Raw genomic sequence first — 23,870 nt, 5'->3', positions numbered from 1 at the left:
ACGGGGTTCGGTGAGCGGTCCGGTGTGGGCTCTGCCGCAGTGCGGTACCGGATCCGGGAGGGTCAGGCGTCGCCCACCGCCTCCTCCAGCGCGGTGGTCAGCAGCTCGGCGAGCCGGGCGGCGTGCGGGGCGTCCATCAGGGTGTGGTGGTTGCCGGGGATGGCGACGGGGTGCACCGCGGCGCCGGTGCGCTCGGTCCACTCCTCGGCGTCGATCAGCGGGGTGCGCAGTTCGGTGTGCACCTCGCCGACGGTGAACACATGGAGGTCGCAGCGGAGCCGGCCGGTGGGCCGGTAGCCGTGCGCCGCCTGCTCGTTGGCGGCCGAGACCTGGACCATGCGCCGCATCGCCGCGGTCTCGGCCCGCTGCGGCAGCCGGCCGTCCTGGTGCCCCTTGCGGACCAGGGCCGCGATGACGGCTTCCTCGTCCAGGCCGCGCAGTTCCTCGGCCTTCATCCCGGCCGCCATGCCGAAGCGGACCAGGCCGCGGTCGCCCGCCGGCCCGTCCTGACCGGCTTCCCGCGGGGTGTCGCCGTCGCGGTGCCCGGGGGCCCGGCTGTCGATCAGCCCGAGGAAGCCGACGTCCTCGCCCGCCGCCTCCAGCCGGGCGGCGATCTCGTAGGCGACGGTGCCGCCGAAGGACCAACCGGCAAGGAGGTACGGCCCGTTGGGAGCGACCTGCCGGATCTCGGCCAGGTAGCGGTCGGCCATGGCGGCGACCTGCCGCAGCGGCGGCTCGTCGGTGTTGTAGCCCACCGCCTCGATGCCGTACACCGGGCGCCGCCCGCCCAGGGAGCGGGTCAGTTCGAGATAGCAGCAGACGTCGCCGCCCTGGGGGTGGAAGAGGAACAGCGGCGTACCGGACGGCTCGCCGGTCTCCTCCCGCTGATCCTCCGGGCCGCCCTGCGCCAGCGGCACCAGCAGCCGGTCCGCCGTCGCGGCACCGTCCGGCAGCGCCTCGCACAGCGCCTCCACCGTCGGCTTGCGGAAGACCGTATGGAGCGGAAGCGAGACGCCCAGCTCCCGGCGGACCGCCTCGATGAGGGCGAACGCCTTGAGCGAGTGGCCGCCGAGCGCGAAGAAGTCATCGCGCACGCCGACCTGCGCGACGCCCAGGACCCGTTCGAAGATCCGGGCCATCCGCAGCTCCGTGCGGTCGCGCGGGGCCAGCAACGGACCGCTGTGGCGCGCGAGTTCGGGGGCGGGCAGCGCCTTGCGGTCGAGCTTGCCGTTGGCGGTCAGCGGCAGCCCGGCCAGATCCTGCAGCACGTCCGGCACCATGAAGTGCGGCAGCCGCTCGCGCAGGAACGCGGTCAGCCGTGCCCGGTCCCCGCCGCCGGGGCGCCAGACCACATAGCCCACCAGCGAGGCGTCCACCCCCTGGCCGTGGACCGCCACGGCCGCCTCGGCGACATCCTCGTACCGGGCCAACGCGGACTCGATCTCGCCGAGTTCGATGCGGTGGCCGCGCACCTTGACCTGGTCGTCGCCGCGGCCGCGGTACTCCAGGGTGCCGTCCGGCCGCCAGCGCGCCAGATCACCGGTGCGGTACAGCCGGCCGCCGCGCCCGAAGGGGTCCGGTACGAAGCGGTCCGCGGTCAGCCCCGGCCGCCCGGCGTAGCCGCGCACCACGCCCTCGCCGCCGATGAACAACTCGCCCTCGACACCCGCCGGAACGGGCCGCATCCGCCCGTCGAGCACATAGACGCGGGTGCCGGCCAGCGGCCGCCCGATCGGCACCGACGCCGCCTCCGGCCCGCCGGAGGCGGTCTGCGGCAGACGGTGGGCGGTGGACCAGATGGTGGTCTCGGTCGGCCCGTAGACGTTCCACACGGCCTCGGCCGTGCCGCGCAGCCGCTCGGCCAGGGCCGGCGGCAGCGCCTCGCCCCCGCACAGGCCGCGCACGCCCACTCCCCCGTGCCAGCCGGTCTCGGCCAGCAGATGCCAGGTGGCCGGGGTCGCCTGCACCACCGTGACACCGGCGTCGTCCAGGCACTTGGCGAGCAGCCCGCCGTCCCGCGCGCTCTCCCGGTCCACCACGCGGACCGTGGCCCCCGCGGCGAGCGGCACCAGCAACTCCAGTACGGAGATGTCGAACGAGGCGGTGGTGACGGCCGCGACGGTGTCCGCCGGGGTCAGCTGAAGCCTGCGGGTCATGTCCAGCGCGAAGTTGGTCAGGCCGCGGTGCGGGACCATCACGCCCTTGGGGCGGCCGGTGGAGCCGGAGGTGTAGATGACGTACGCGAGGTGGTCGGCTTCCACCGGGGCCGCGGGCGCGCTGTGCGGCTGCCGCGCGATCAACTCCGCGTCCCGGTCCAGGTCCACGGTCCGTACGCCCTCGACGGCCGGGATCCGCTCACGCCCGGCGCCGGAGGTCAGCACCACCCGCACGCCGCTGTCGGCGGTCATGAACGCGATCCGGTCCAGCGGGTAGTCCGGGTCGACGGGCACGTACACGCCCCCGGCCCTGAGCACCGCCGTCAGGCACACCGGCAGATCCACGGTGCGCTCCACGCACACCCCGACGCCGGTGTCCGGTCCCACCCCCAGCGCCCTCAGATGGTGCGCCAGCCGGCTGGTGCGCCGGTCGAACTCCGCGTACGTCAGCGCTCGCTGCCCGTCGTCCACCGCCACCGCGTCCGGGGTGCGGGCGCACTGGGCGGCGATCAGCCGGTGCAGCCGGTCGGGCTCCCCGGCGGCGGCCGGGGCCCCGGTGGCCGCGGGGGCGTTCCACTCGTCCGTCACCCGCCGCTGCTCCGCCGCGTCCAGCAGCGACAGATCCGCCACGGCCCGGCGCGGTTCCGCCGCGGCGCCGGCCAGCAGCCGCGCGAAGGAGCGCAGCAGCAGCTGGACGGTGTCCCGGGTGAACAGGTCGGTGGCGAACACCGCCTGGCCGCTGAGCCCGTCGGCGTCCTCGGTCAGATACAGGCTCAGATCGAACTTGGCGGCCCCGCCGCCCAGTTCCAGCGGCGCCACCTCCAGCCCCGGGAGGTCGGGCGCGGGCACGGTGTCGTCGTTGAGCACCAGCATCACCTGGAAGAGCGGGTTGCGGCTCAGGTCCCGCTCCGGGCTCAGCTCCTCCACCAGACGCTCGAAGGGCACGTCCTGGTGGGTGTAGGCGTCCAGCGTCACCTTCCGCACCCGGTCGAGCACTTCGGCGAAGGACGGGTCGCCGGACAGGTCGGTGCGCAGCACCAGCGTGTTGACGAAGAAGCCGATCAGCGGCTCCAGTTCGGCGTGGCCGCGGCCCGCGAGGGGCGCGCCGACCGCGACGTCCTCGGTCCCCGCCCAGCGCCCCAGCAGCGCCTGGAAGCCCGCCAGCAGCACCATGAACAGCGTCGCGTTGCGCTCCTGACCCACCGCGCGCAGCCGCTCCAAGGCCGGGCGGGGCAGCCGGAAGGCGACCTGGTCGCCGCGGCCGGACGGGGCGGGCGGACGCGGCCGGTCACCGGGCAGCTCCAGGGGAGCCAGGCCCGCCAGCTGCGCGCGCCAGTAGGCCAGCTCGCCCGCCAGCACCTCGCCGGTCATCCGGCCGCGCTGCCAGGTGGCGAAGTCGCGGTAGGTGACCGGGAGTTCGGGCAGGGCCGGGGCCCGCCCGGCGGTCAGGTCCCGGTAGGCGGTAAACAGCTCCTCCCACAGCAGACGGGCCGACCAGCCGTCGAAGGCGGCGTGGTGGACGACCACCACCAGCAGATGCTCCTGGTCGGCGATCCGGATCAGCCGGGCCCGCAGCAGCGGGGCGCGGCCCAGGTCGAAGGAGGCCGCGGCGTCCTGCCGGGCCAGCTCCTGCGCCCGCTCCCGCGCCTGCTCGCGGGGCAGACCGGACAGGTCGGTGCGCTCGGGCACGAAGACCTCGGCGGGCTCCACGACCTGCCGCAGACCGTCCTGCGACGCCTCCTGCCCGTCGGTGGCCAGGCGCGAGCGCAGGACGTCGTGGCGGACGACCACACCGGTCAGCGCGGCCAGGACGGCGTCCTCGTCCAGCGGGCCGGAGAACGCCACGGCGGTGGGCATGTTGTAGTCGGGACGGCCCGGCTGGAGCTGGTCCAGCAGCCACAGCCGACGCTGCCCGAAGGACAGCTCGGCCCGGGACGACGGGCGGTGCACGATCTCCTGGCGCGCCTCGTCCGCCGCACCCAGCGCCTCGGCGAAGGCGGCGATCGTCGGGTGCTGGAAGACCAGCCGCAGCGGAATCTCCCGCTCGAGCCGGCGCCGCAGCCGCGCGGCGACCTGCGTCGCGCGCAGCGAGTGCCCGCCCAGCTCGAAGAAGTCGTCGTGCACCCCGGCCCGTTCGCAGCCCAGCACCTCCTCCCACACGGACGCCACCAGGCGCTCGGTGGCGGTGGCGGGCGCGGTGTAGGCGCGCTGCCGCCGCCCGGTCTGCGGGGCGGGCAGCGCCGCCCGGTGCACCTTGCCGTTCGGCGTCAGCGGCAGCGCCGGCAGCTCCGTCACGACCGAGGGCACCATGGCCTGCGGCAGCTCGCCCCGGAGGAAGTTCCTCAACTTCTCGTGGTCACCGCCGCCTTGGCGCCAGACCACGTAGCCGACCAGCACCCGGTCCAGGCCCTCGCCATGGGCCGCCGCGACGGCCTGCGCCACCTGCGGGTGGCGGGTCAGCGCGGCCTCCACCTCGCCCAGCTCGATACGGTGCCCGCGCACCTTGACCTGGTTGTCCCGGCGGCCGTGGAACTCCAGGGTGCCGTCCGGGCGCCAGCGGGCCAGGTCGCCGGTGCGGTACATCCGGGCACCCGGCGGACCGAACAGGTCCGGGACGAAGTGCGCGGCGGTCCGCACCGGATCGTGCAGATAGCCGCGGGTCACCCCGGGCCCGGCCACGCACAGCTCACCGACCGCGCCCAGCGGAACCGGCTCCAGGTGCGCCCCCAGGAGGTAGCAGCGGGCGTTGGGGATGGGCCGCCCGATGGGGATCCGGCCGCTCGCGATGTCCTGCCCGGTCACCGGATGGTAGGTGGAGGTGTTGGTGCACTCGGTCGGCCCGTACTGGTTGACCAGGACGACGTCCGGCCCGAGCCGGCCCACCTCCCGCGCGGTGGTCGCGGTCAGCGCCTCGCCGGTCGTCATCAGCAGGCGCAGCGGCGCAGCGGGCGGCTCGACGGCGGCCGAGGTGAGCGCGTCCAGCATCGACGGAACGATCGAGAGCACGGCCGTGACCTGCTGCTCCGCCATGATCGCAAGCAGCGCCTCGGGGTCCTTGGCCTCGTCCGGCGACGCCACCACGACGCGCCCGCCCACCGACAGCGGCGCGAACAGATCCCGCACCGACGGGTCGAAGGTCAGCGCGGTCCGGTTGAGCACCACCTCGTCCTCGCCGATGCCGAACGTCGAGGTGAGATAGGTCAGGTAGTTGACCACGCCCCGGTGCGGAACGGCCACGCCCTTGGGGCGCCCGGTGGAGCCGGAGGTGTAGATCGCATAGGCGAGGTCGTCGGGCACCGCGAGCGGCGGCAGATCGTCCGCGGCCGCCGCGGCGATCACCACCCGCTCCCCGTCCAGGTCCAGGACCGGGACACCGGCCAGGCCCGGCGGGGTGCCGGTGCGCGACTGCTGGGTCAGCGCCAGCTGCGCCCGGCTGTCGGAGCACACCAGCGCGATCCGCTCGGCCGGATGGCCGGGATCGACCGGTACGTAGCCACCGCCCGCCTTCAGGACGGCGAGCACCGCCACCACCGCCTCCGGCGAGGGCTCCAGCACCACCGCCACCGTGCGGCCCGGCCGCACCCCGCGCTCGCGCAGGACGCGGGCGAGCCGGTTGGCCTCGGCGTTCAGCTCCCGGTAGGTGAGGTGACGCCCCCCGAGGGAGAGCGCACGGGCGTCGGGGCGGCGCCGGACCTGGGCCTCGACCAGCTCGTGCACGAGCCGGTCACCGGGGAAGTCCGCGGTCACCGTGTGCGCCCGCAGCACCTGGTGGCGCTCCTCCTCACCCAGCAGCTCCAGCCCGGACACCGAACGCGCCGGATCGTCGGCGGCGCCGGCCAGCAGGCGGACGTAGTGGTCGGCCAGCCGCTCCACGGTGGCGCGGTCGAACAGGTCGGTGCTGTAGTCGACCGTCGCCTCAAGGCCGTCGGGGCACTCGGTCAGCGCCAGGCTCAGATCGAACTTCGCGGTCCGGTTGTCCACCTCCACCGGCTCCACCGCGACCCCGTCCATCCGCAGCTGGGCGGGCTGGTCCGGGTGCAGCTGGAAAAGCACGTCGAAGAGCGGGTTGCGGCTCAGGTCGCGCTCCGGGCTCAGCTCCTCCACCAACTTGTCGAACGGTGCCTCCTGGTGGGTGTAGGCGTCCAGGGTCACCTTCCGCACCCGGTCGAGCAGTTCGGTGAAGGACGGGTCGCCGGACAGGTCGGTGCGCAGCACCAGGGTGTTGACGAAGAAGCCGACCAGCGGCTCCAGCTCCGCGCGGTTGCGGCCGGCGATCGGCGAGCCCACGGCGATGTCGTCCTGACCGCTGTAGCGGGCCAGCAGCGCCTGGAACCCGGCGAGCAGCGTCATGAACAGCGTGCCACCGGCCGCCTGCCCCAACGCGCCCAGCCGCACCCGCAGTTCCTCGGGTATCCGGAAGACATACCGGTCGCCCGCCCCGGTGCGCTCGGCCGGTCGGGGCCGGTCTGTGAGCAGCTCCAGCACGGGGGTGCCCGTCAACTGCTCGCGCCAGTACGCGAACTGCTCCGCGAGCGCCCCCGCGGCAAGCCTCTCCTGCTGCCAGGCGGCGAAGTCGCCGTACTGGCACGGAAGCTCGGGCAGCGCCACCCCGGCGCCCTCGCCCGTGCGCAGCGCCCCGTAAGCCGTCGCGATCTCCTCCCACAGCACGGACAGGGACCACCCGTCGCCCGCGGTGTGGTGCACGATCAGCGCGAGGGTGTGCTCCTCGGGCGCGGTACGGACCAGGCGGGCCCGGATCATCGGTGCCTGGGTGAGGTCGAAGGGCGTGGCCATGTCGGAGGCCGCCAGCTCCAGCGCCTGCTCGGCCGCCTCCTGGTGCGGCAGACCGGACAGATCCGTCACCACCGGGGTGAACACCTCCACCGGCGCGACGACTTGGCGCGGCTGGTCGCCCGCCTCCTGGCCGCCGTCCGCCGTGAACCGGGAACGCAGCACCTCGTGACGGCGCACCACCTCCCGCAGCGCACCCAGCAGCGCGCCCTCGTCCAACTCCCCGCGCAGCCGTACGACGAGCGGGATGTTGTAGTCCGGCCGCCCCGGGCTGAGCTGGTCCAGGAACCACAGCCGCTGCTGGGTGGACGACAGCGGAGCCGCTTCCCGGCCCTCCCGCCGCGCGATCGCCGGGCCCGCGTCACCGCCCGTCCGAGCGGCGTCCAGCTCCGCGGCGAACGCCTCCAGCGTCGGGCACTCGAAGAGCGCCCGCAGCGGGAGCTGGGTCTCCAGCCGCGTGTTCAGTCGGGAGATGACCCGGGTGGCCTTGAGCGAGTGTCCGCCGAGGGCGAAGAAGTTGTCGAACCGTCCGGCCTTGTCGAGACCGATCCCGAGCACCTCGGCCCAGACCTCGGCGACCAACTCCTCGGTCTCCGAGGCTGGTTGGACGTACTCCGTGACCGGTCCCTCGTTGCTCGGGAGGGGGAGGGCGGCGCGGTTGGCCTTGCCGTTGGGGGTGGTGGGGAGGTGAGCGAGGACGGTGAGGGAGGTCGGGATCATGTACTCGGGCAGGGTGCGCCGGAGTTGCTGGAGGACGTCGGCGGTGTCGAGCGTGCCACCGGGTGCGGGAACCGCGTAGGCAGCGAGGGCCGTGTCTCCACCGGCGTCCGGATAGGTACGGACGACCGCTTGGGCCACGCCCACGCATTGAGTGAGCTGGTTCTCGATCTCGCCCAGCTCGATGCGGAAACCACGGATCTTGACCTGATCGTCGGCACGCCCCAGGTACTCGAGGGAACCGTCGGGACGATGCCTGGCCAGGTCACCGCTGCGATACATCCGCGCGCCGGGCTCGCCGAAGGGATCGGGCAGGAAACGCTCGGCAGTCAGACCAGGACGGCGGTAATAGCCGCGGGCCAACTGCCTTCCGGCGATGAAGAGTTCACCGGTCAACCCCGGCGGCACCGGACGCAGTTCGGAGTCCAGCACATAGATCTGCGTGTTCCAGACAGGATGCCCGATCGGGACGGAGGTCGCGTCCGGTTGGGGCCGGCAGGTCCAGTGCGTGACGTCGATAGCCGCCTCGGTCGGACCATAAAGATTGTGGAGCGGGGCATCGAGCGTCGCATGGAAAGCGTCGTGAAGATCGCGAGGAAGCGCTTCACCGCTACAGACGACGCGCCGCAGCGAACTGCACGCGGAGGCCGTGGGTTCGTCGAGGAAGGCCCGGAGCATGGAGGGCACGAAGTGGACCGTGGTGATCGCCTCGTCCCGAATGGTACGGGCGAGGTAGACAGGGTCCTTGTGCCCGTCAGGCCGAGCAACGACGAGAGTGGCGCCGGTCAACAGCGGCCACAGGAACTCCCAGACAGAGACATCGAACCCGAACGGCGTCTTCTGCAACACACGATCACCGGCATCGAGCCGATAGGCATCCTGCATCCAGACCAGACGATTGACGACGGCGTGATGAGTGATCGCCGCACCCTTGGGACGACCGGTGGAACCCGACGTGTAGATCAAATAGGCCGGGTGATGCGGAAGCAACGGCGCCACCCGCTCGACGCCGGAGAGCGCGTCGACCGCGGGCTCGCCCTCGTCACCGTTTACCAGAAGTCGCAACACGCCTTCCTCCGCAGGCAGTTCAGCCGCGATGGCAGAGGTCGTCAGGAGCACCTGAGGTGCCGCATCGTCCAAGAGATAGCGAAGGCGCTCGGCGGGCAGATCGGGGTCCAGCGGCATGTACGCGGCACCGGCCTTCAGCGTCGCCAGGATCGCCACCACCAACTCGGTGGAACGACGCAAGGCCAGCGCCACAACGCGTTCGGGACCGGCGCCGTGCCCGATGAGCCGGCGCGACAGGCGGTCGGCACGAGCATTGAGCTCGGCGTACGTGAGGGACTCCCCCTCGAAGACCGTCGCCTGCCGCTCCGGCGTACGGGCCACCTGCGCCTCGAACAGCTCCGGCACCGTGCCCTCCGGCACCGCGTGCCCGGTCGCGTTCCACTCCCGCAGCACCCGCTCGCGGTCCGCCGCGGAGAGCAGGTCGAGCCGTCCCGACGGGGTGTCGGGGGCGTCGGCGACGGTCTCCAGGAGGCGTTCGAGCGCGCCGGCGATGGACGTCGCGGCCTCGCCGGAGAGCGCGTCGGGCCGGTAGTCGACGTTCAGGGACAGCCGCCGGCCCGGGACGACGATCAGGTTGACCGTGTAGTGCGTGGCGTCCGTCGCCTGTGCCTCGGCGAGCCGCAGCCCGCCCCCGAGGTCCGCCAACTCCACGGTGTCCATGGGGTAGTTCTCGAAGGCCACCGCCGTGTCGAACAGCGTGCCCAGCCCGGCGGCCCGCTGGATGTCGGCGATGCCCAGGTACTGGTGGTCCATGAGCGGGGCCTGTTCGGCCTGGAGGCGGGCGATCGCCTCGATCAGCGGTTCCTCGGGGCGGCCGGCGAAGCGCACCGGGAGCGTGTTGATCAGTAGGCCGACCATGTTCTCGACCCCGGCGATCTCGGGGTTGCGGCCGGAGACCGTACTGCCGAAGACCACATCGCCTCGGCCGGTCAGCCGCGTCAGCAGGACCGCCCATGCGCCCTGGAGCACGCTGTTGAGCGTCACTCCGGCGCCCCGGGCCCGTGCGGCGAGCCGTGCGGTGAGGTCCTCGGGCAGTTCCACGGCGATCCGCTCGGGCAGGCTCCGCGTCCGGTGCGGGTCCGCGGTGGCCAGCGTGGTCGCCTCGTCGAGCCCGTCGAGCGCCTGCCGCCAGGCGTCCTGGGCGGCCTCCCGGTCCTGTCGAGCCAGCCAGGAGAGATAGCTCCGGTACGGGACGGCGGCATCGGCCGCGCCGGTCACGCCGGCGTCCGCGCCGGTCCGCGTCAGGTGCCGGTACGCGGCGAACAGTTCCTTGAGGAGGACCGCCAGCGACCAGCCGTCCCACAGGATGTGGTGGTTGGCCAGCACCAGTCGGTGGGCGCGCGAACCCAGCCGGATCAGGGTGAAGCGCAGCAGCGGCGGCCGGGCGAGGTCGAAGCGGCGGGCCCGGTCGTCCGCCAGCAGTCGCTCCAGCTCGACGGTCCGCTCGTCCTTGGCGAGAGCGCTCAAGTCGATTTCGGTGAAGGGGAGTTCGACGTCCCGGAGGACGACCTGCACGGGGTGCGGCAGGCCCTCGGTCACGAATCCGGCGCGCAGGGCGCTGTGGCGGCGCAGCATCTGGTGGCAGGCCGCGCGCAGCGCCGCGGTGTCCGGCTCGCCGTCCAGGTCGAGGACGAGCTGTCCGGTGTAGACGTCCAGGCCCTGCTGGTCGTAGGCGGCGTGGAAGAGCATGCCCTCCTGGAGCGGGGACAGCGGTAGCACGTCCTCCAGGTCCGGGTACTGGGCGGTGAGCCGGTCGATCCCGTCCTGGTCGAGTCCCGCCAACGGGAAGGAGGGGGCGGCCGGTTCGGCCCCCGGGGCGCCTTGGGGCAGTTCGCGTGCGGCTGCCGCGGCGCTCGCGCCCGCTGCGGGGCCTGCGGCTGCCGCGGCGGACGCCCCGTGCTCGGCGAGGCAGGACAGCGCCCGCGCCCACTCCTCGGCCAGTTCCTCGGCCTCGTCCCGGGACAGCAGCGCCTGCGGCCAGCTCCACTCGGCGGTCAGTTCCGGGTGCCCGGCCCGGTCCCGTACCAGCGCGTCGATCTGGAGGCAGTGGTCGACGGGCATGTCCGGGTCGGCGGCGGCGCTCAGCGCCGGTGCCTCGGGGGCGGGTGCGAAGCCGCCGTCCTGGCCGTCGGCCGCCTCGGTGCCGGTGAACCGGCCCAGGTAGTTGAAGAGGATCTGCGGCCGCGCCAGGCCCGTCAGTGCGGGCGCGGTGACGGGGTTGAGATAGCGCAGCAGGCCGTAACCGGAGCCGTCGCCCGGCAGGGCGCGCAGGTCCTGGGCGACCTGGTGCACCAGCCGCGCGAGCGCGGCGCCGCCGCCCCAGGCGCCGTCCGCCTCCGCTTCCGTGCGCGCTTCCGTCCCGGCTCCGGCGAGCCGTACGGGGTACTGGGTGGTGAACCAGCCGACCGTGCGCGAGAGATCGAAGCGCCCGGTGGCGTCGCCGCGCCCGTGCCCCTCGACATCGACCAGCAGGGGCGCCTCGCCGAGCCCGCGCCGCTGCCGCCACCGGCCGACGGCCATCGCCAGCGCCGCCAGGAAGACCTCGTTGACGCCGGTGCCGAACGCGCCGGGGACGGTCGTCAGCAGCGGCCGGATGTGCTCGGCCGGCACCGTGAGCGTCAGCCGCCGCAGGCTCGCCACGGTGTCGCGCGCCGGGTCCGGCCGGCGCTCGCCCAGTGCCGGACCGCCCGCGGGATCCAGCACCCGCTGCCATACGGGCAGTTCGGCGGTGGTGGACGGCTCCTGGGCGCGGCGCTCCAGATGCCGGGCCCAGCCGCGCAACGAGGCCGGCTCCGGCGGAAGGTGCGGGCTTCGGCCCTCGGAGACCGCTTCCCAGGCGGCGGCGAGGTCGGCGAGCAGGATGCGCCAGGAGACGCCGTCCACGGCGAGGTGGTGCACGGTCAGCAGCAGCCGTCCCGGGTGTCCCGGGCCGCGGTCGCACCACACGGCCTGGAGCAGCGCGCCCGCGGCCGGGTCGAGGCGGTCCAGGGCGGCCTCGGCCTGCTCCGTGAGGGCGTGCCGCAGCGACTTCTCGGAGTCCTCGGCCGGCGCCCCCAGGGCGACGCGGGTGACCAGCGGCGCGGCGGCCACCGAGCCGCGCGGCCGGATGCGGCAGTCCCAGCCCGCGCGGCCGCCGTCGCCGCCGGTCGCGGTCATGGTCATGGTCATACGCAGGGCACCGTGCTGGTCGAGCAGCGCCTGTACGGCCGCGGTCACCCGCTCCAGGTCGGCGCCGCGCGGGGTGGTCACCAGCATCGACTGGCTGAACCGGCCCACCGGCCCGCCGTTCTCCCGCAGCCAGTGGACGATCGGCGTCAGCGGCACCTCGCCGTGGTCCTCGTCCTGCGCCCGGTCCCGGCCCTGGTCCGCCGCGTCCGACGGGCCGGCCTCGCGGACGACCTCGGCCAGTGCGGCGGCCGTCCGGTGCTCGAACACCTCGCGCAGCGTGAGCCCGAGGCCGGCCGCACGCGCCCGGCTGACCAGCGAGATCGCGGTGATGCTGTCCCCGCCCAGCTCGAAGAAGCCGTCGTCGGCCCCGACCTCGGCCATCCCGAGCGCCTCGGCGAACAGACCGCACAGCAGAGCCTCGCGGCCGCCGCGCGGCGCCCGTCCGGCCGGGGCGAGGCGCTGCTCCGGCTCGGGCAGCGCCGCCCGGTCGACCTTCCCGCTCGGCGTCAACGGCAGCCGCGCCAGCGGGACATACACCTGCGGGACCATCGGCCGGGGCAGCGACTCGGCCAGGTGGTCGCGCAGCGCCGCCGGCTCCGGGCGGTGCCCGTCGGCGGCGACCACGTACGCGACCAGTGCGCGCGGCCCGGAGGCGGTGCGGGTGACGGTGACGGCGGCCTGGGCGACGCCCGGGTGCCGGGCCAGCTCCGCCTCGATCTCGCCGAGTTCGATCCGATGCCCGTTGATCTTGACCTGGTGGTCGATACGGCCCAGGAACTCCAGCTCCCCCGCGTCCGTCCAGCGCACCAGGTCTCCGGTGCGGTACATCCGGGAGCCGCGCGGCCCCCACGGGTCGGGCACGAACCGCTCGGCGGTCAGCGCGCCCCGCCCCAGATAGCCGCGGGCCAGCCCCGCGCCCGCGATGCACAGCTCGCCGGGCGCGCCCGGCGGCAGCAGCCGCAGCCCCGGACCGACCACATACGCACGGTGGTTGGGCATCGGCCGGCCGATCGGCGGCGACTGCCCGCCGTGCGGCGGCAGGCAGCGCTGCATGGTCACCGCCACCGTGGTCTCGGTGGGCCCGTAGGTGTTCCACACCTCCCGGCCGTCCGCCGCCCAGCGGTCCACGGCATCGCCCGAGGGCGCCTCCCCGCCGGTGGACACCAGCTTCAGCGCGGGCAGTTGCGCCGGCCGCAGCAGCGGCAGCAGCGCCGCGGGCAGGTCGGTGACGGTCACGTTCTGGCGGGCCATCAGCTGCTGGAGCCGGTCGGCGTCCAGCCGCTCCTCGTCGGTGGCCAGCACCAGTGTGGCGCCGGTGAGCAGCGCGCCGAAGAGTTCCAGGACCGAGACGTCGAAGGTGAGCGCGGCGAAGCCGAGGACCCGGGAGTCCTCGTCCACCGCGCAGATCGCGGTGTTGTGGCGGGTGAAGTCGACGGCGGAGCGGTGCTCGACGACCACGCCCTTGGGCCGGCCGGTGCTGCCGGAGGTGTAGATCATGTAGGCGGCGTGGCGGGCGCTGACGGCCCGCTGCGGGCTCGGCCCGTCCGCCCGGCGGGTGTCCTCGTCGCCGTCGGCCGTTCCGCCGCCGTCCGCGATCTCGTCGACGGACACCAGGGTCGCGACGGGGTGCGGCAGATACGCGACGAGCCGTCGGCGGCCGACCACCACGTCCAGCCCGGCGTCCTGGAGGATGAACTCCAGGCGGCGGCGCGGCAGTCCGGGGTCGAGCGGCACATAGCAGCAGCCCGCCTTGAGGACCGCCAGCACCGCGGCGACCATCGTCTCGGAGCGCTCGACGCAGACGCCCACCCGCTGCTCGGGGCCGGCCACCGCGCGCACCCGGCGGGCGAGCGCCTCGGCCCTGGCGTCCAGTTCGCGGTAGCTGAGCTGCCGCCCGTCGCAGACCACCGCGACGGCGTCCGGCCTGCGGCGGACCTGCTCCTCGAAGAGCTCGTGCAGGCACTGGTCGGGCTGCTGCGGCGAGCGGCCGCCGTCGCCCAGTGCGCGCAGCAGGTCCCGGTCGGCCGGCCGCAGGATGTCCACGTCGGCCACCGGCGCCTGGGGGTCCGCCGCCGCGAAGCGCCGCAGGAAGTCCAGGAAGCGGCGCTGGTGGGTGTCGAGTTCCGCGGCGTCGTAACGGGCGGCGTCGGCCTCGAACTGGACGCTGAGCGGCTCGCCGTCGGCACGGTCGTACACGTTGATGGTCAGGCCCTCGACCGGTCCCACAGTGAGGTTGTGGGCCGAGGTGAGGTGTCCGGCGAAGGCCAACTGGTAGTCGAAGGCCATGATGTTGACGGTGATGCCGAACAACTCGCGTTCGCCGTCCCCGAGATCGAGGTCGCGCCGGATGTCCTCCAGCCGGTAGCGCTGGTGGCGCAGCGCCTCGCCGACCGACCGGGACACCCCGTGGATCAGCTCGCCCACCGCGGTGTCCTCGGCGACCGGCACCCGCAGCGGCACCACGTTGGAGAACATGCCCGGGGTGACCCGGGCGGCGGGCGTGCGGCGCCCGGTCACCGGCAGCCCCAGGACCACGTCCTGGACCCCGGCCGCCTGGTGCGCGTACGCGGCCACCGCCGCCAGCACGACCGCGCTCCAGCGGGTGCGGGCCGCGCGCCCGGCGGTCGCGAGGTCCTCGGCGGCCGAGCGGGGCAGCGGCAGCTCCCGACGCAGGATCTCGCCGGAGGGCGTCGCCGCGCGGCCGGCGAGGTCCAACGGTTCGGGCAGCTCGGCCAGTTTTCCGGCCCAGAACGTCCGGTCCGTCGCGAACTCCGGTGAGCCGCGGTAACCGGCGTCCTCGTCGAGGATCTGCCGGAGGGGAGCGGCCGGGGACGGCCCGGCGCCGGCGCCCTCCACCAGTGCCGTGTAGAGCGCGGCGACGCGGTGGGTGATCAGCGAACCGCTCATCCCGTCCACGACGATGTGGTGGTAGCGGTGGAACCACAGATGGCGCTCGGGCCCGATGCGCAGCAGCGCGTGCCCGAACAGCGGCCCGGCGCCCAGGTCGAAGGGCCGGTCCATCTCGCGGCGCATCCAGTGCTCGGCGGCCGAGCGGGGGTCGGCCTCGTCGCTCAGGTCGAGCACCGCCGGCTCCCAGTCCGGCATCTCGACCGGCACCTGCCGTACGGCGCCGTCCCGCTCCTCGAAGCGGACCTGGATCGCCGTGCACTCCGCCATGACCTGGTGCAGCGCCGCCCGGAACGGCCCTGGGTCCACCGGCCCGCGGATGTCGAGGTACTCCCCGAGGTTGAACAGGGTGTGGGAGGGATCGAGTTGGGCGGCCACCCAGATCCCCGTCTGGGCGGACGACAGCGGAAAGCCGGCGGCATCGGCGGCGGACATGGCGGGACCGACCTCTCGTGGTGCAGGGGCATGGTTGCGGCCGGGCGCCGACCGGGCCCGTGGGGGCCGGCGCACCGTGCGCAATCGGTCGGCCGGTCGACCGCGGCCGCCAGTGTGTTCGAAATCCGGAATGACGGCATCCGTTGCCCGTACAGGGGGTTGACCGGGGGGACCCGCACCGTCGGCCCGATGACGGTGCGCCCCGGGCGAGGCACGTCGCTCGACGGCCAACCGCAATGAACCGGCCAACCTCTGTCCGGTTCGACACGAAAAGCGAACGGACTTTTCCCGCCAACGACGAGGAAGCCGGACACTGCGCGACCGTCGGTATCCCCGCTTCCCGACCGGCCCAGCCATCTGTCATATGACGGGGTGGCAGCGCCGTGCGAACTCCCCGTCGCCCTCCGTCACTTGCCTGACCTGCGGCAACTGCCGGGCATGATGCACCGTCCATGGGATTGGGGCCGCCAACGGAAGGAGCACGGTTTGCTGGTCGGTCGTGAAGAGGAACAGGACGAACTAGACAGACTGCTCGCCGCGGCCCGGAAAGGGCACGGCGGCGCCCTGGTATTGCGCGGACCCGCCGGAATCGGCAAGAGCGTCCTGCTGAACCACCTGATGGAACAGGCCGAACCCGACGTACGCGTACTGCGGGCCACCGGCGTCGAGGGCGAGGCCGAGCTGTCCTTCGCCGCCCTGCACCAACTGATGCGCCCCCTGCTGCCCGCCCTGCACACGTTACAGCGCCCCCAATCCGCCGCCCTGGAAGGCGCGTTCGGCCTGGGCACCGCGCCCGCCGACCGCTTCCTGGTCGCACTGGCCGCCCTGACCCTGCTCTCGGACGCCTCCGAGGACGGCCCGCTGCTGCTGCTCGTGGACGACGCCCACTGGCTGGACTCGGCCAGCGCCGACGCGCTGCTGTTCGTGGCCCGCCGGCTGGAGGCCGAGGGCGTCGCCCTGGTGATGGCGGCCCGCGACGGCTCCCACCCCTTCCCCGCCCCCGGCGTCCCCGACCTGCGCATCGGCCCCCTCGAACCGGCCGCCGCCGCCCGCCTGTTGGCGCGCGCCCTCCCCGACGCCGCCCCGATCACCCGCCAGCGGCTGCTGCACGAGGCCGGCGGCAACCCCCTCGCCCTGGTCGAACTCCCCCTCGCGCTCTGCCCCGACCAGCGCGCCGGCTCCGTCGCGCTGCCCGAGCACCTCCCCCTCAACGAACGCCTCCAGCAGGTCTTCTGGCACCGCGCCAGAGCCCTCGCCGGGGGCGGCGACAGCGCCCCCGGCACCCCGGGCACCGACAGCCCGGACCCGGAAGGCGACGCCCTGCTGCTGGCCGCCGCCGAGAACGACGGCGACCTGACCCGCATCCTCTCCGCCGCCCCCGACACCGACCGCGCCATCAACGCCCTGTCCAACGCGGCCGGCGCCGGACTGCTCACCCTCGACCAGCACCAGGTCCGCTTCCGCCACCCCCTGGTCCGCTCCGCCGTCTACCAGGGCGCCCCGCTCAGCCGCCGCCGCGCCGCCCACCTCGCCCTGGCCCGCGCCTTCGGCACCGACGACGACCGCCGCATCTGGCACCTGGCCGCCGCCGCGGTCGGCACCGACGACACCGTCGCCCGCCAACTGGCCGCCCTGGCCGAACGCATCCGCCGCACCGGCGGCGTGGCCACCGCCGCCCAGACCCTGCGCCGCGCCGCCGCCCTCAGCTCCGTCCCCCGCGACCGCGCCCGCCGGCTCGTGGACGCGGCCGAATGCGCCTGGACGGCGGCCGAAACCGCCCAGGCCCAGGCGCTGTTGGACCAGGCCGAGGCGCTCACCGACGACCCCGTGCTCCGCGCCCACTGCGCCCGCGTCCGCGGCGCCATCATCCACGCCAGCAGCGACCCCGCCACCGCCCTGCGGGTCCTGCTGGACGGCGCCCGCCCGGTCCTGGACGAGGACCCCGAACTGGCCGCCGAGATGCTGGTGATGGCGGCCCGCTCGGCCTGGGTGGCCGCCGACCCGGCACAGCTGCGGGACATCGGCGAGCTCTGCGCCCAACTGCACCCGGACCGCGCCCCCGCCGCCGGACAGTTCGCCCGGCACTTCCGCTACCTGGGCAGCCTGGCCACCGACGGGACCTGCCCCGGACGCCCCGACGACCGCAACATCCCCGGCGCCCGCACCACATGGCTCAGCCCGGCCCACCCCCGGCCGTGGGTCTGGCCGCCGGTGTTCCTCCCCTACATGACCGGCAGTACCGAGCCGATGCTCGGCGCCCACCAGTGCGCCGTGGACGCGCTGCGCAAGGCCGGTGCGGCCGGCGCCCTGCCGATGGGCCTCGCCCCTCTCATCGCCCTGGAACTGCTCACCGGCCAGTGGCCCGCCGCCGTCGCCCACGGCGAGGAGGCCCTCACTCTCGCCGACGAGACCGGCCAACTCGGCGTCGCCTGTCATGTGCGTGCCATACTTGCCTGGGCCGCCGCGGCACAGGGCGACGCCGCCCGCTGCCGCGAACTGGCCGAGACCGCGCTGAGCGACGCGCTGCCCCGCCGGATCACCTCCGCCATCGCCCTCGCCCACTGCGCACTGGGCCACAGCGCCCTGGCCGAACGCCGCCCCGACAGCGCCGTACGGCTGCTCGGCGAGGTCATCAACCCCGGCGGCCCGGCCGAGCACTTCATGGTGAGCTGGCTGATCCTGCCCGACCTCGTCGAGGCCCATGTCCGCCTCGGCACCCCGGAGCCGGCCCGCGCGGCCCTGGCCCGCTTCGAGGGGCGCGCCACCCCCGAGCACCTGCCCCACCTGCACGCCACCTGGTACCGCTGCCGCGCCCTGCTCGCCCCGGACGACGAGGCCGCCGCCCTCTACACCGCCGCCCTCCAGGCCGCCGGCCCCTCCGCGTTCGACATCGGCCGCACCCACTTCCTGTACGGCGAGTGGCTGCGGCGCAACCGCCGGATCAGGCCCGCCCGCGACCATCTGCACCAGGCCGCCACCTACCTCGGCGCCCTGGGCGCCCGCCCCTGGACCGAGCTGATCCACAGCGAACTGCGCGCCGCCGGCGACCGCGGCCCCGAGGACACCACCACCGACCCGACCGCCGGCATCCGGCTGCTGACCCCCCGGGAACACCAGATAGCCCGGCTCGCCGCCCAGGGCATGAGCAACGGCGACATCGCCGCCCAGCTCTTCCTCAGCCCGCGCACCGTCGCCTACCACCTTCACAAGGCGTTCCCCAAGCTCGGCATCATCTCCCGCACCCAGCTCTCCACGATGCCGCTGGAATGAACCCCCGCGCCGGCTGCCCGGGCCCGCGGAAGCAGGCCCTTAAACGCAGCCCGGCTCCGACGAGTCGCGGCGCCGGCCGCCGTCTGCAACGGCAGACTGCGACCGGCGCCGGCCGAACAGGAAGGGCCTCCTGCGCCGAGCCGAGTCGGCAGCGCCCGGCACCGAAGGGCAGGGCGGCCGGCCACCGCTCCGCACGAGGCAGCGTCATCTAGGACAGAAGCCGACCTACTGCCTCCCTATCGTCGTTGACGTCCCCCACCATCGACGAAAGGACCGCGATGCCCGCGATGCCCGAAGAGAGGTCGCTGCCCCAACAGGCCAACCGCGCACCCGACGGCTACACCACCGTCGCGCCCTGGGTCGTCACCGACGACACGGGCGCCTTCCTCGACTTCGTCACCCGGGCGTTCGGCGGTGTGGAGCTCGGGCGGGTGCCCACCGAGGACGGCTCGATCGGCCATGGCGAGATCCGGGTCGGCGACACCGTCGTGCTGGCCTTCGACCGGCGGGCGGACTGGCCCGTGATGCCCAGCCTGCTGCGGGTGTTCGTCGCCGACGCGGACGAGGCGTTCGCCCGGGCTGTCGCGGCCGGCGGCCACCTCGTCACCCCGCCGGCCGACGACGCCTTCGGCCAGCGCGGCGGACGCGTCAAGGACCCCTTCGGCAACATCTGGTGGGTGATGAGCCGCGTCGAGGAGGTTTCCGAGGACGAGATGTGGCAGCGGCTCCAGGACCCCGTGTACGCCGAGGTGATGCGCGTCGCCCAGGAGACCCTCGATGCCGAACTGAGCGGCCGACAGGACGGACGCAGCAGCGCACCGGTCAGGGCCGGCGACTGAACGCCCCCTCGCCCGGGGCGATGTCACCGGCCCGCCTCATCGCCCCCCTGCGCGCGCTTGCCGCGTCCGGCCGGTGGCTCAGCTCGCCTCCGGCGACGCTCCCCCGCCGAGCATCGAGCCGATGGCGGCGGCCACGGCGGCCGGTTGCGAGACCGGCGACAGATGGCTGGCGTGCAGCGCGGTGACCGTCGCCCCCGTCCGCTCGGCGAACCACCGTTGCAGCCCCGGGTCGAGGATGCCGTCGTCCAACGAGAGGACATAGGCGCACGGCAGGTCACGCCACGTGCCGTGCCCCGACGGGGTCGAGAAGCAGGCACTGTGCGTCGGCTTCTGCACCGCCGCCAGGACCCGGGTGTCGGCCACCGGGACGTCGGCCGCCATGGCGTCCCGGTAGCGGTCCGGGTCGAGGGTCGTCCAGCCGTCCTCGGCGATCCGGATCGCGCCGGAGCCGCGGGCCCTCGCGCCGCGCCCGCTGAGCGCACGGAGCGTCTCGGACGCGTCCGGAGCGTAGGCCGCGACGAACACCAGCCCCGTGACCTGCTCGTTGTGCTCCGCCGCCCCGGTTATCACCATGCCGCCGTAGGAGTGCCCGACGAGCGTGACCGGGCCGTCGAGTGCCGCGATCTGCTTCCGGGTCCAGGCGATGTCCTCGTCCAGCGACGTCAACGGCAGCTGGACGGACGCCACTTGATGCCCCTCCTCATGGAGGGCGGCGATCACCCGCTGCCAGATGGACCCGTCACTCCACGCTCCGTGCACCAGCACGACGTTCGCCACTACCGCCTCCAGGTCATGCCCCCTCCGGCCGGCACCGCAGCCGGCCGGACCGAGGGACGTTCCGTTGCAGGCGGCAGTCAACCGTGGCTGCCGGCAGGCATCGATCCAGGGCCCGAATTCCCGCGCGCTTTCGACATCGCCCGCGAGCCCATGCCGCTTTTCGACAACGGAGACGGCTGGCGGGACCCGTCCGACCCGACCGGGCGGCGGAGGGAAGCGCTCATCTTCGCCAAGCGGGCTGCGGGCAGTTCCAGAGGGGCGCGTTCCAGACCGCCCCGAGCTCCCGGCACGCCTCCCGCCCCCTTCCCGGTGAGAAATCGCTGCGCCCGCCCGCTCTTTGTGCCTATGATCCACTGGCTCTGAACGCCCCTCACCTGTCACCGGCCCGCTTGTCCGGGGCCTTTCCGATGGGTCGGCGCAGACGGCCGGCAGCGTGCGACGCGCCGCGTACGCTCCGGACACCGTGGCTCAGTCACCGTGTCCGCACGCGGACTTGCCCGGCTCGGCCACCGGCCGACCGCCGCACCGCACGCACCTCTCCATGTGCACACCCGGCGATATCCAGCGACACCCGGCAGCACCCGGCCGCGACACACGCACGTCCTGCACGTCCTGCACGTCCTGCACACCCCGCACACCCCGCACACCCCGCACACCGCGGCATGCCCAGTAGGCGCACGCCGCGGCCCTCACCATTCCTTGGAGGACACCGCCTTGACCCGAAAGCCCCATGACACCACTGACACCGCCGGCCCCACGACGGATGTTGCCGGCGCCGCCAACACGGAGGAAACCGACAACAGTCAGGACGCCGCCAACACGGCAGCATTCCCGGAGCAGTTCGCCCGTACCCGGCGCTTCTCCCTCGGTGTGCCCCGGCAGTTCACCGTCTCCGCGGACGGGCGGCGGGTGCTGTTCCTGCGCACCGGTTCGGGCAGCGATCCCGTAGGACGACTGTGGCAGTACGAGGACGGCCAGGAGCGGCTGCTGGCCGATCCGGCGCTGCTGACGGGGGCCGGCTCCGAGGACGTCCCCGAGGAGGAACGCCTGCGACGCGAGCGGGCGCGGGAACGCTCCACCGGTGTGGTGGGGTTCGCGACCGACGGTGCCGCGCGGGTGGCCGCGTTCGCGCTGTCCGGGGCGCTGTGGGCGGTACGGACGGACGGCGGCGCGCCGTTCGCGGTGCCGGCCGCCGGGCCGGTGGTCGACCCCAGGCCGTCGCCGGACGGGCGGCACCTCGCCTATGTGACCGGGCGCTGTCTGCACGTCGTCGGACTGGACGGCGGCGAAGACGACCGGCAACTGGCGCGGGCGGAGGGGCCGGAGATCTCCTACGGGCTCGCCGACTTCACCGCCGCCGAGTCGATGGGCCGGTCGCGCGGCTACTGGTGGGCACCGGACAGCCGCGGCCTCCTGGTGGCGCGGGTCGACACCTCCCCGATGGCGCTGCGCTACCTCAGCGACCCGGCGGACCCGTCCCGCCCGCCGCAGGTGATCCGCTACCCGTCGGCGGGTACCGCCAACGCCGAGGTGTCCGTCCACCTGCTCACCCTGGACGGCGGCCGCACGGAGGTCTCCTGGGACCGCGCGGCGTACGAGTACCTGGTCGACGCCGGCTGGGACGCACACGGCCCGTTCGTGGCCGTACAGAGCCGCGACCAGCGCGTACTGCGGACGCTCGCGGTCGATCCGGCGACCGGCGCGACCGAGGTGCGGCACGAACGGACCGATCCCGCCTGGGTGGAGCTGGTGCCCGGCACCCCCTCCCGTACGGCCGCCGGCGCCCTGGTGCTCCCACAGGACGCGGGTGACACCCGTCATCTGACCGTGGACGGGCACCGGGTCACCCCCGAGGGGCTGCAACTGCGCGAGGTGCTGGGCATCGAGGGCGAGCGGGTGCTGTTCACGGCGAGCGAGGACCCGATGGAGACCCATGTGTGGCGGTATGAGCCGGGCGCCGGGTGCCGTCGTCTGAGCAGGGAACCCGGCGTCTGGACGGGCGCCGCGCGCGGCGGCACGACCGTGGTGACGGGTTCGACGTCCCAGGGGGACGAGACGCACGTCATACAGGACGACGGGCCCGAGCCCCGGACCTCCGGGTCCATCGCCTCGCTCGCCGAGGAGCCGATGGTCACGCCACGACCACGGCATCTCTCCCTCGGCGAACGGGAGTTGCGCGCATGCCTGTATCTCCCCTCCGGTCACCGGCAGGGCACGAAGCGGCTGCCGGTCCTGCTCGACCCGTACGGAGGCCCGGGGATGCAGCTCGCCGTACGGGCGCGGAGGTGGAGCGGCTGCGTCTCCCAGTGGTTCGCCGAGCAGGGGTTCGCGGTCCTGGTGACGGACGGGCGCGGCACGCCCGGACGGGGCCCCCGCTGGGAGAAGGCCGTGCACGGCGACCAGTTGTGGCCCGCGCTGGAGGACCAGGTGGACGCGGTGCGCGCGGCCGGGGAACGCTTCCCCGATCTGGATCTCGGGCGGGTGGCGATCCGCGGGTGGTCGTTCGGCGGGTTCCTGGCCGCGGCGGCGGTCCTGCACCGCCCGGACGTCTTCCACGCGGCGGTCGCCGGCGCCCCGCCCACCGACCAGCGGATGTACGACACCCACTGGAAGGAGCGGTTCCTGGGCCACCCCGATGAGCACCCGGAGCACTACGCACGCTCCTCCCTGGCCGGGAACGGGCACCTCCTGAGCTGCCCGTTGATGCTCATCCACGGGCTGGCCGACGACAACGTCGCCGTCGCGCACACCCTCCGGTTCTCCGCGGAGCTGCTGGCGGCGGGCCGGCCGCACACCGTGCTGCCGCTCCCGGGCGCCACGCACCTCCCCGCCGACGACGCCGTCAACGCCAATCTGCTGCGCCTCCAGCGGGACTTCCTCCTGGACGCGCTGCCCGCCGCGGAGGCGGACGCCGCGGCGAGGTAGCGCCAACGGACTCCGGTGGCCCGGTCAGCGGGCGCGGCGCGGGTGCCGCCAGCACGCAAGGACGTCCTCGGTGGTCGTGAGGGTGGCCACCAGGGAGAGCGTGTTGCGGACCATCGCGGGGGTGTAGTCAGCGGGCACCCCCGCGATGGCGTCCACCGGAACCACCGCCGTGTAACCGAGGTTGACCGCGTCGAACACGGCATTGGGGATCGCCACGTTCGCCGAGACCCCGGTGACGACGAGCGTGCGGCACCCGATGTTGCGCAGCAGCGCGTCGACGCCGGTGCCGGCGAGGGGTGACAGACCGTGCAGCCGGCGCACCACCAGGTCCTCCTCCGCCACCGGGATGGGGTCGGCGACGCGCACCGCCGTGGACCCGGTCAGCTGCCGCACCCGCAGCCGCTCGGCGGCCCGGAAGAGCCGGGCGTTGCGGCTGGCGCCGCGGCCGTCGGGGCGCCGTTCGGCGATCGCGTGCAGCACCTGGACACCGGCGTCGTGCGCCGCCGCCACCAGGCGGGCGATCCGCGTCAACGCCCCTGAGGCGCGCGCCGCTTCGGCCAGTTCGGGCAGTGCGCTGTCGGTACCGACGACACCGCGCTGGCACTCGACGGTGAGCAGCACCGCCGTGGCCGGGTCCACCTGCTCGACGAGCCCGGTGTCCGAAGGCATGGGCACTCCCCTCTGCGGAAGACGCTCCGGCGGCCGCGTGTACGGGCGGGCGTTGCCGAGCGACGGCGCGGAAGGCGCGAGGGTATCCACCATTGCGCCCGACAGGAAGAGTCCCCATGCTTTTCCTGACGCAGCATCAGATTAGTGC

General features: G+C 74.1%; 6 protein-coding genes. 3 read left to right on the top strand and 3 right to left on the bottom strand.

The features are described from left to right. Window positions 1-62: 62 nt before the first annotated feature. On the bottom strand, window positions 63-15,242 hold the full coding sequence (locus ACIQE0_RS27040) for an amino acid adenylation domain-containing protein (RefSeq protein WP_402336926.1): 15,180 nt from the start codon (window positions 15,240-15,242) through the stop codon (window positions 63-65). 486 nt (window positions 15,243-15,728) lie between these two features. Here ACIQE0_RS27040 and ACIQE0_RS27035 point away from each other — a divergent pair, with 486 nt between their 5' ends. Both ACIQE0_RS27035 and ACIQE0_RS27030 read left to right on the top strand, forming a co-directional pair. After that, complete coding sequence (locus ACIQE0_RS27035; RefSeq protein WP_402336924.1) at window positions 15,729-18,512, top strand: AAA family ATPase; 2,784 nt, start codon at window positions 15,729-15,731, stop codon at window positions 18,510-18,512. Between the two features lie 287 nt (window positions 18,513-18,799). Then, window positions 18,800-19,351 (top strand): VOC family protein, encoded by a 552-nt coding sequence (locus ACIQE0_RS27030; RefSeq protein ID WP_402336921.1) that lies wholly within the window; start codon window positions 18,800-18,802, stop codon window positions 19,349-19,351. A 78-nt stretch (window positions 19,352-19,429) separates the two neighbouring features. Here the strand turns inward: ACIQE0_RS27030 and ACIQE0_RS27025 are convergent, their stop codons facing one another. After that, window positions 19,430-20,128, bottom strand: a complete 699-nt coding sequence (locus ACIQE0_RS27025) for an alpha/beta hydrolase (RefSeq protein ID WP_366335359.1) — start codon at window positions 20,126-20,128, stop codon at window positions 19,430-19,432. A gap of 870 nt (window positions 20,129-20,998) precedes the next feature. Here ACIQE0_RS27025 and ACIQE0_RS27020 point away from each other — a divergent pair. Beyond that, a complete protein-coding gene (locus ACIQE0_RS27020; RefSeq protein ID WP_402337204.1) occupies window positions 20,999-23,053 on the top strand; it encodes a prolyl oligopeptidase family serine peptidase in 2,055 nt (684 codons plus the stop codon). A gap of 24 nt (window positions 23,054-23,077) precedes the next feature. On the opposite strand, the gene ACIQE0_RS27015 is transcribed toward ACIQE0_RS27020, so the two are convergent. Beyond that, window positions 23,078-23,722 (bottom strand): cysteine hydrolase, encoded by a 645-nt coding sequence (locus ACIQE0_RS27015; RefSeq protein WP_402336918.1) that lies wholly within the window; start codon window positions 23,720-23,722, stop codon window positions 23,078-23,080. Window positions 23,723-23,870: the final 148 nt, after the last annotated feature.

Origin of the sequence: Streptomyces sp. NPDC093097 (genome assembly GCF_044754325.1) — a bacterium.
Lineage (GTDB): Bacteria > Actinomycetota > Actinomycetes > Streptomycetales > Streptomycetaceae > Streptomyces.
The sequence above is the reverse complement of the archived record's forward strand: the minus strand, read 5'-3'. Positions and strand labels throughout refer to the sequence as shown.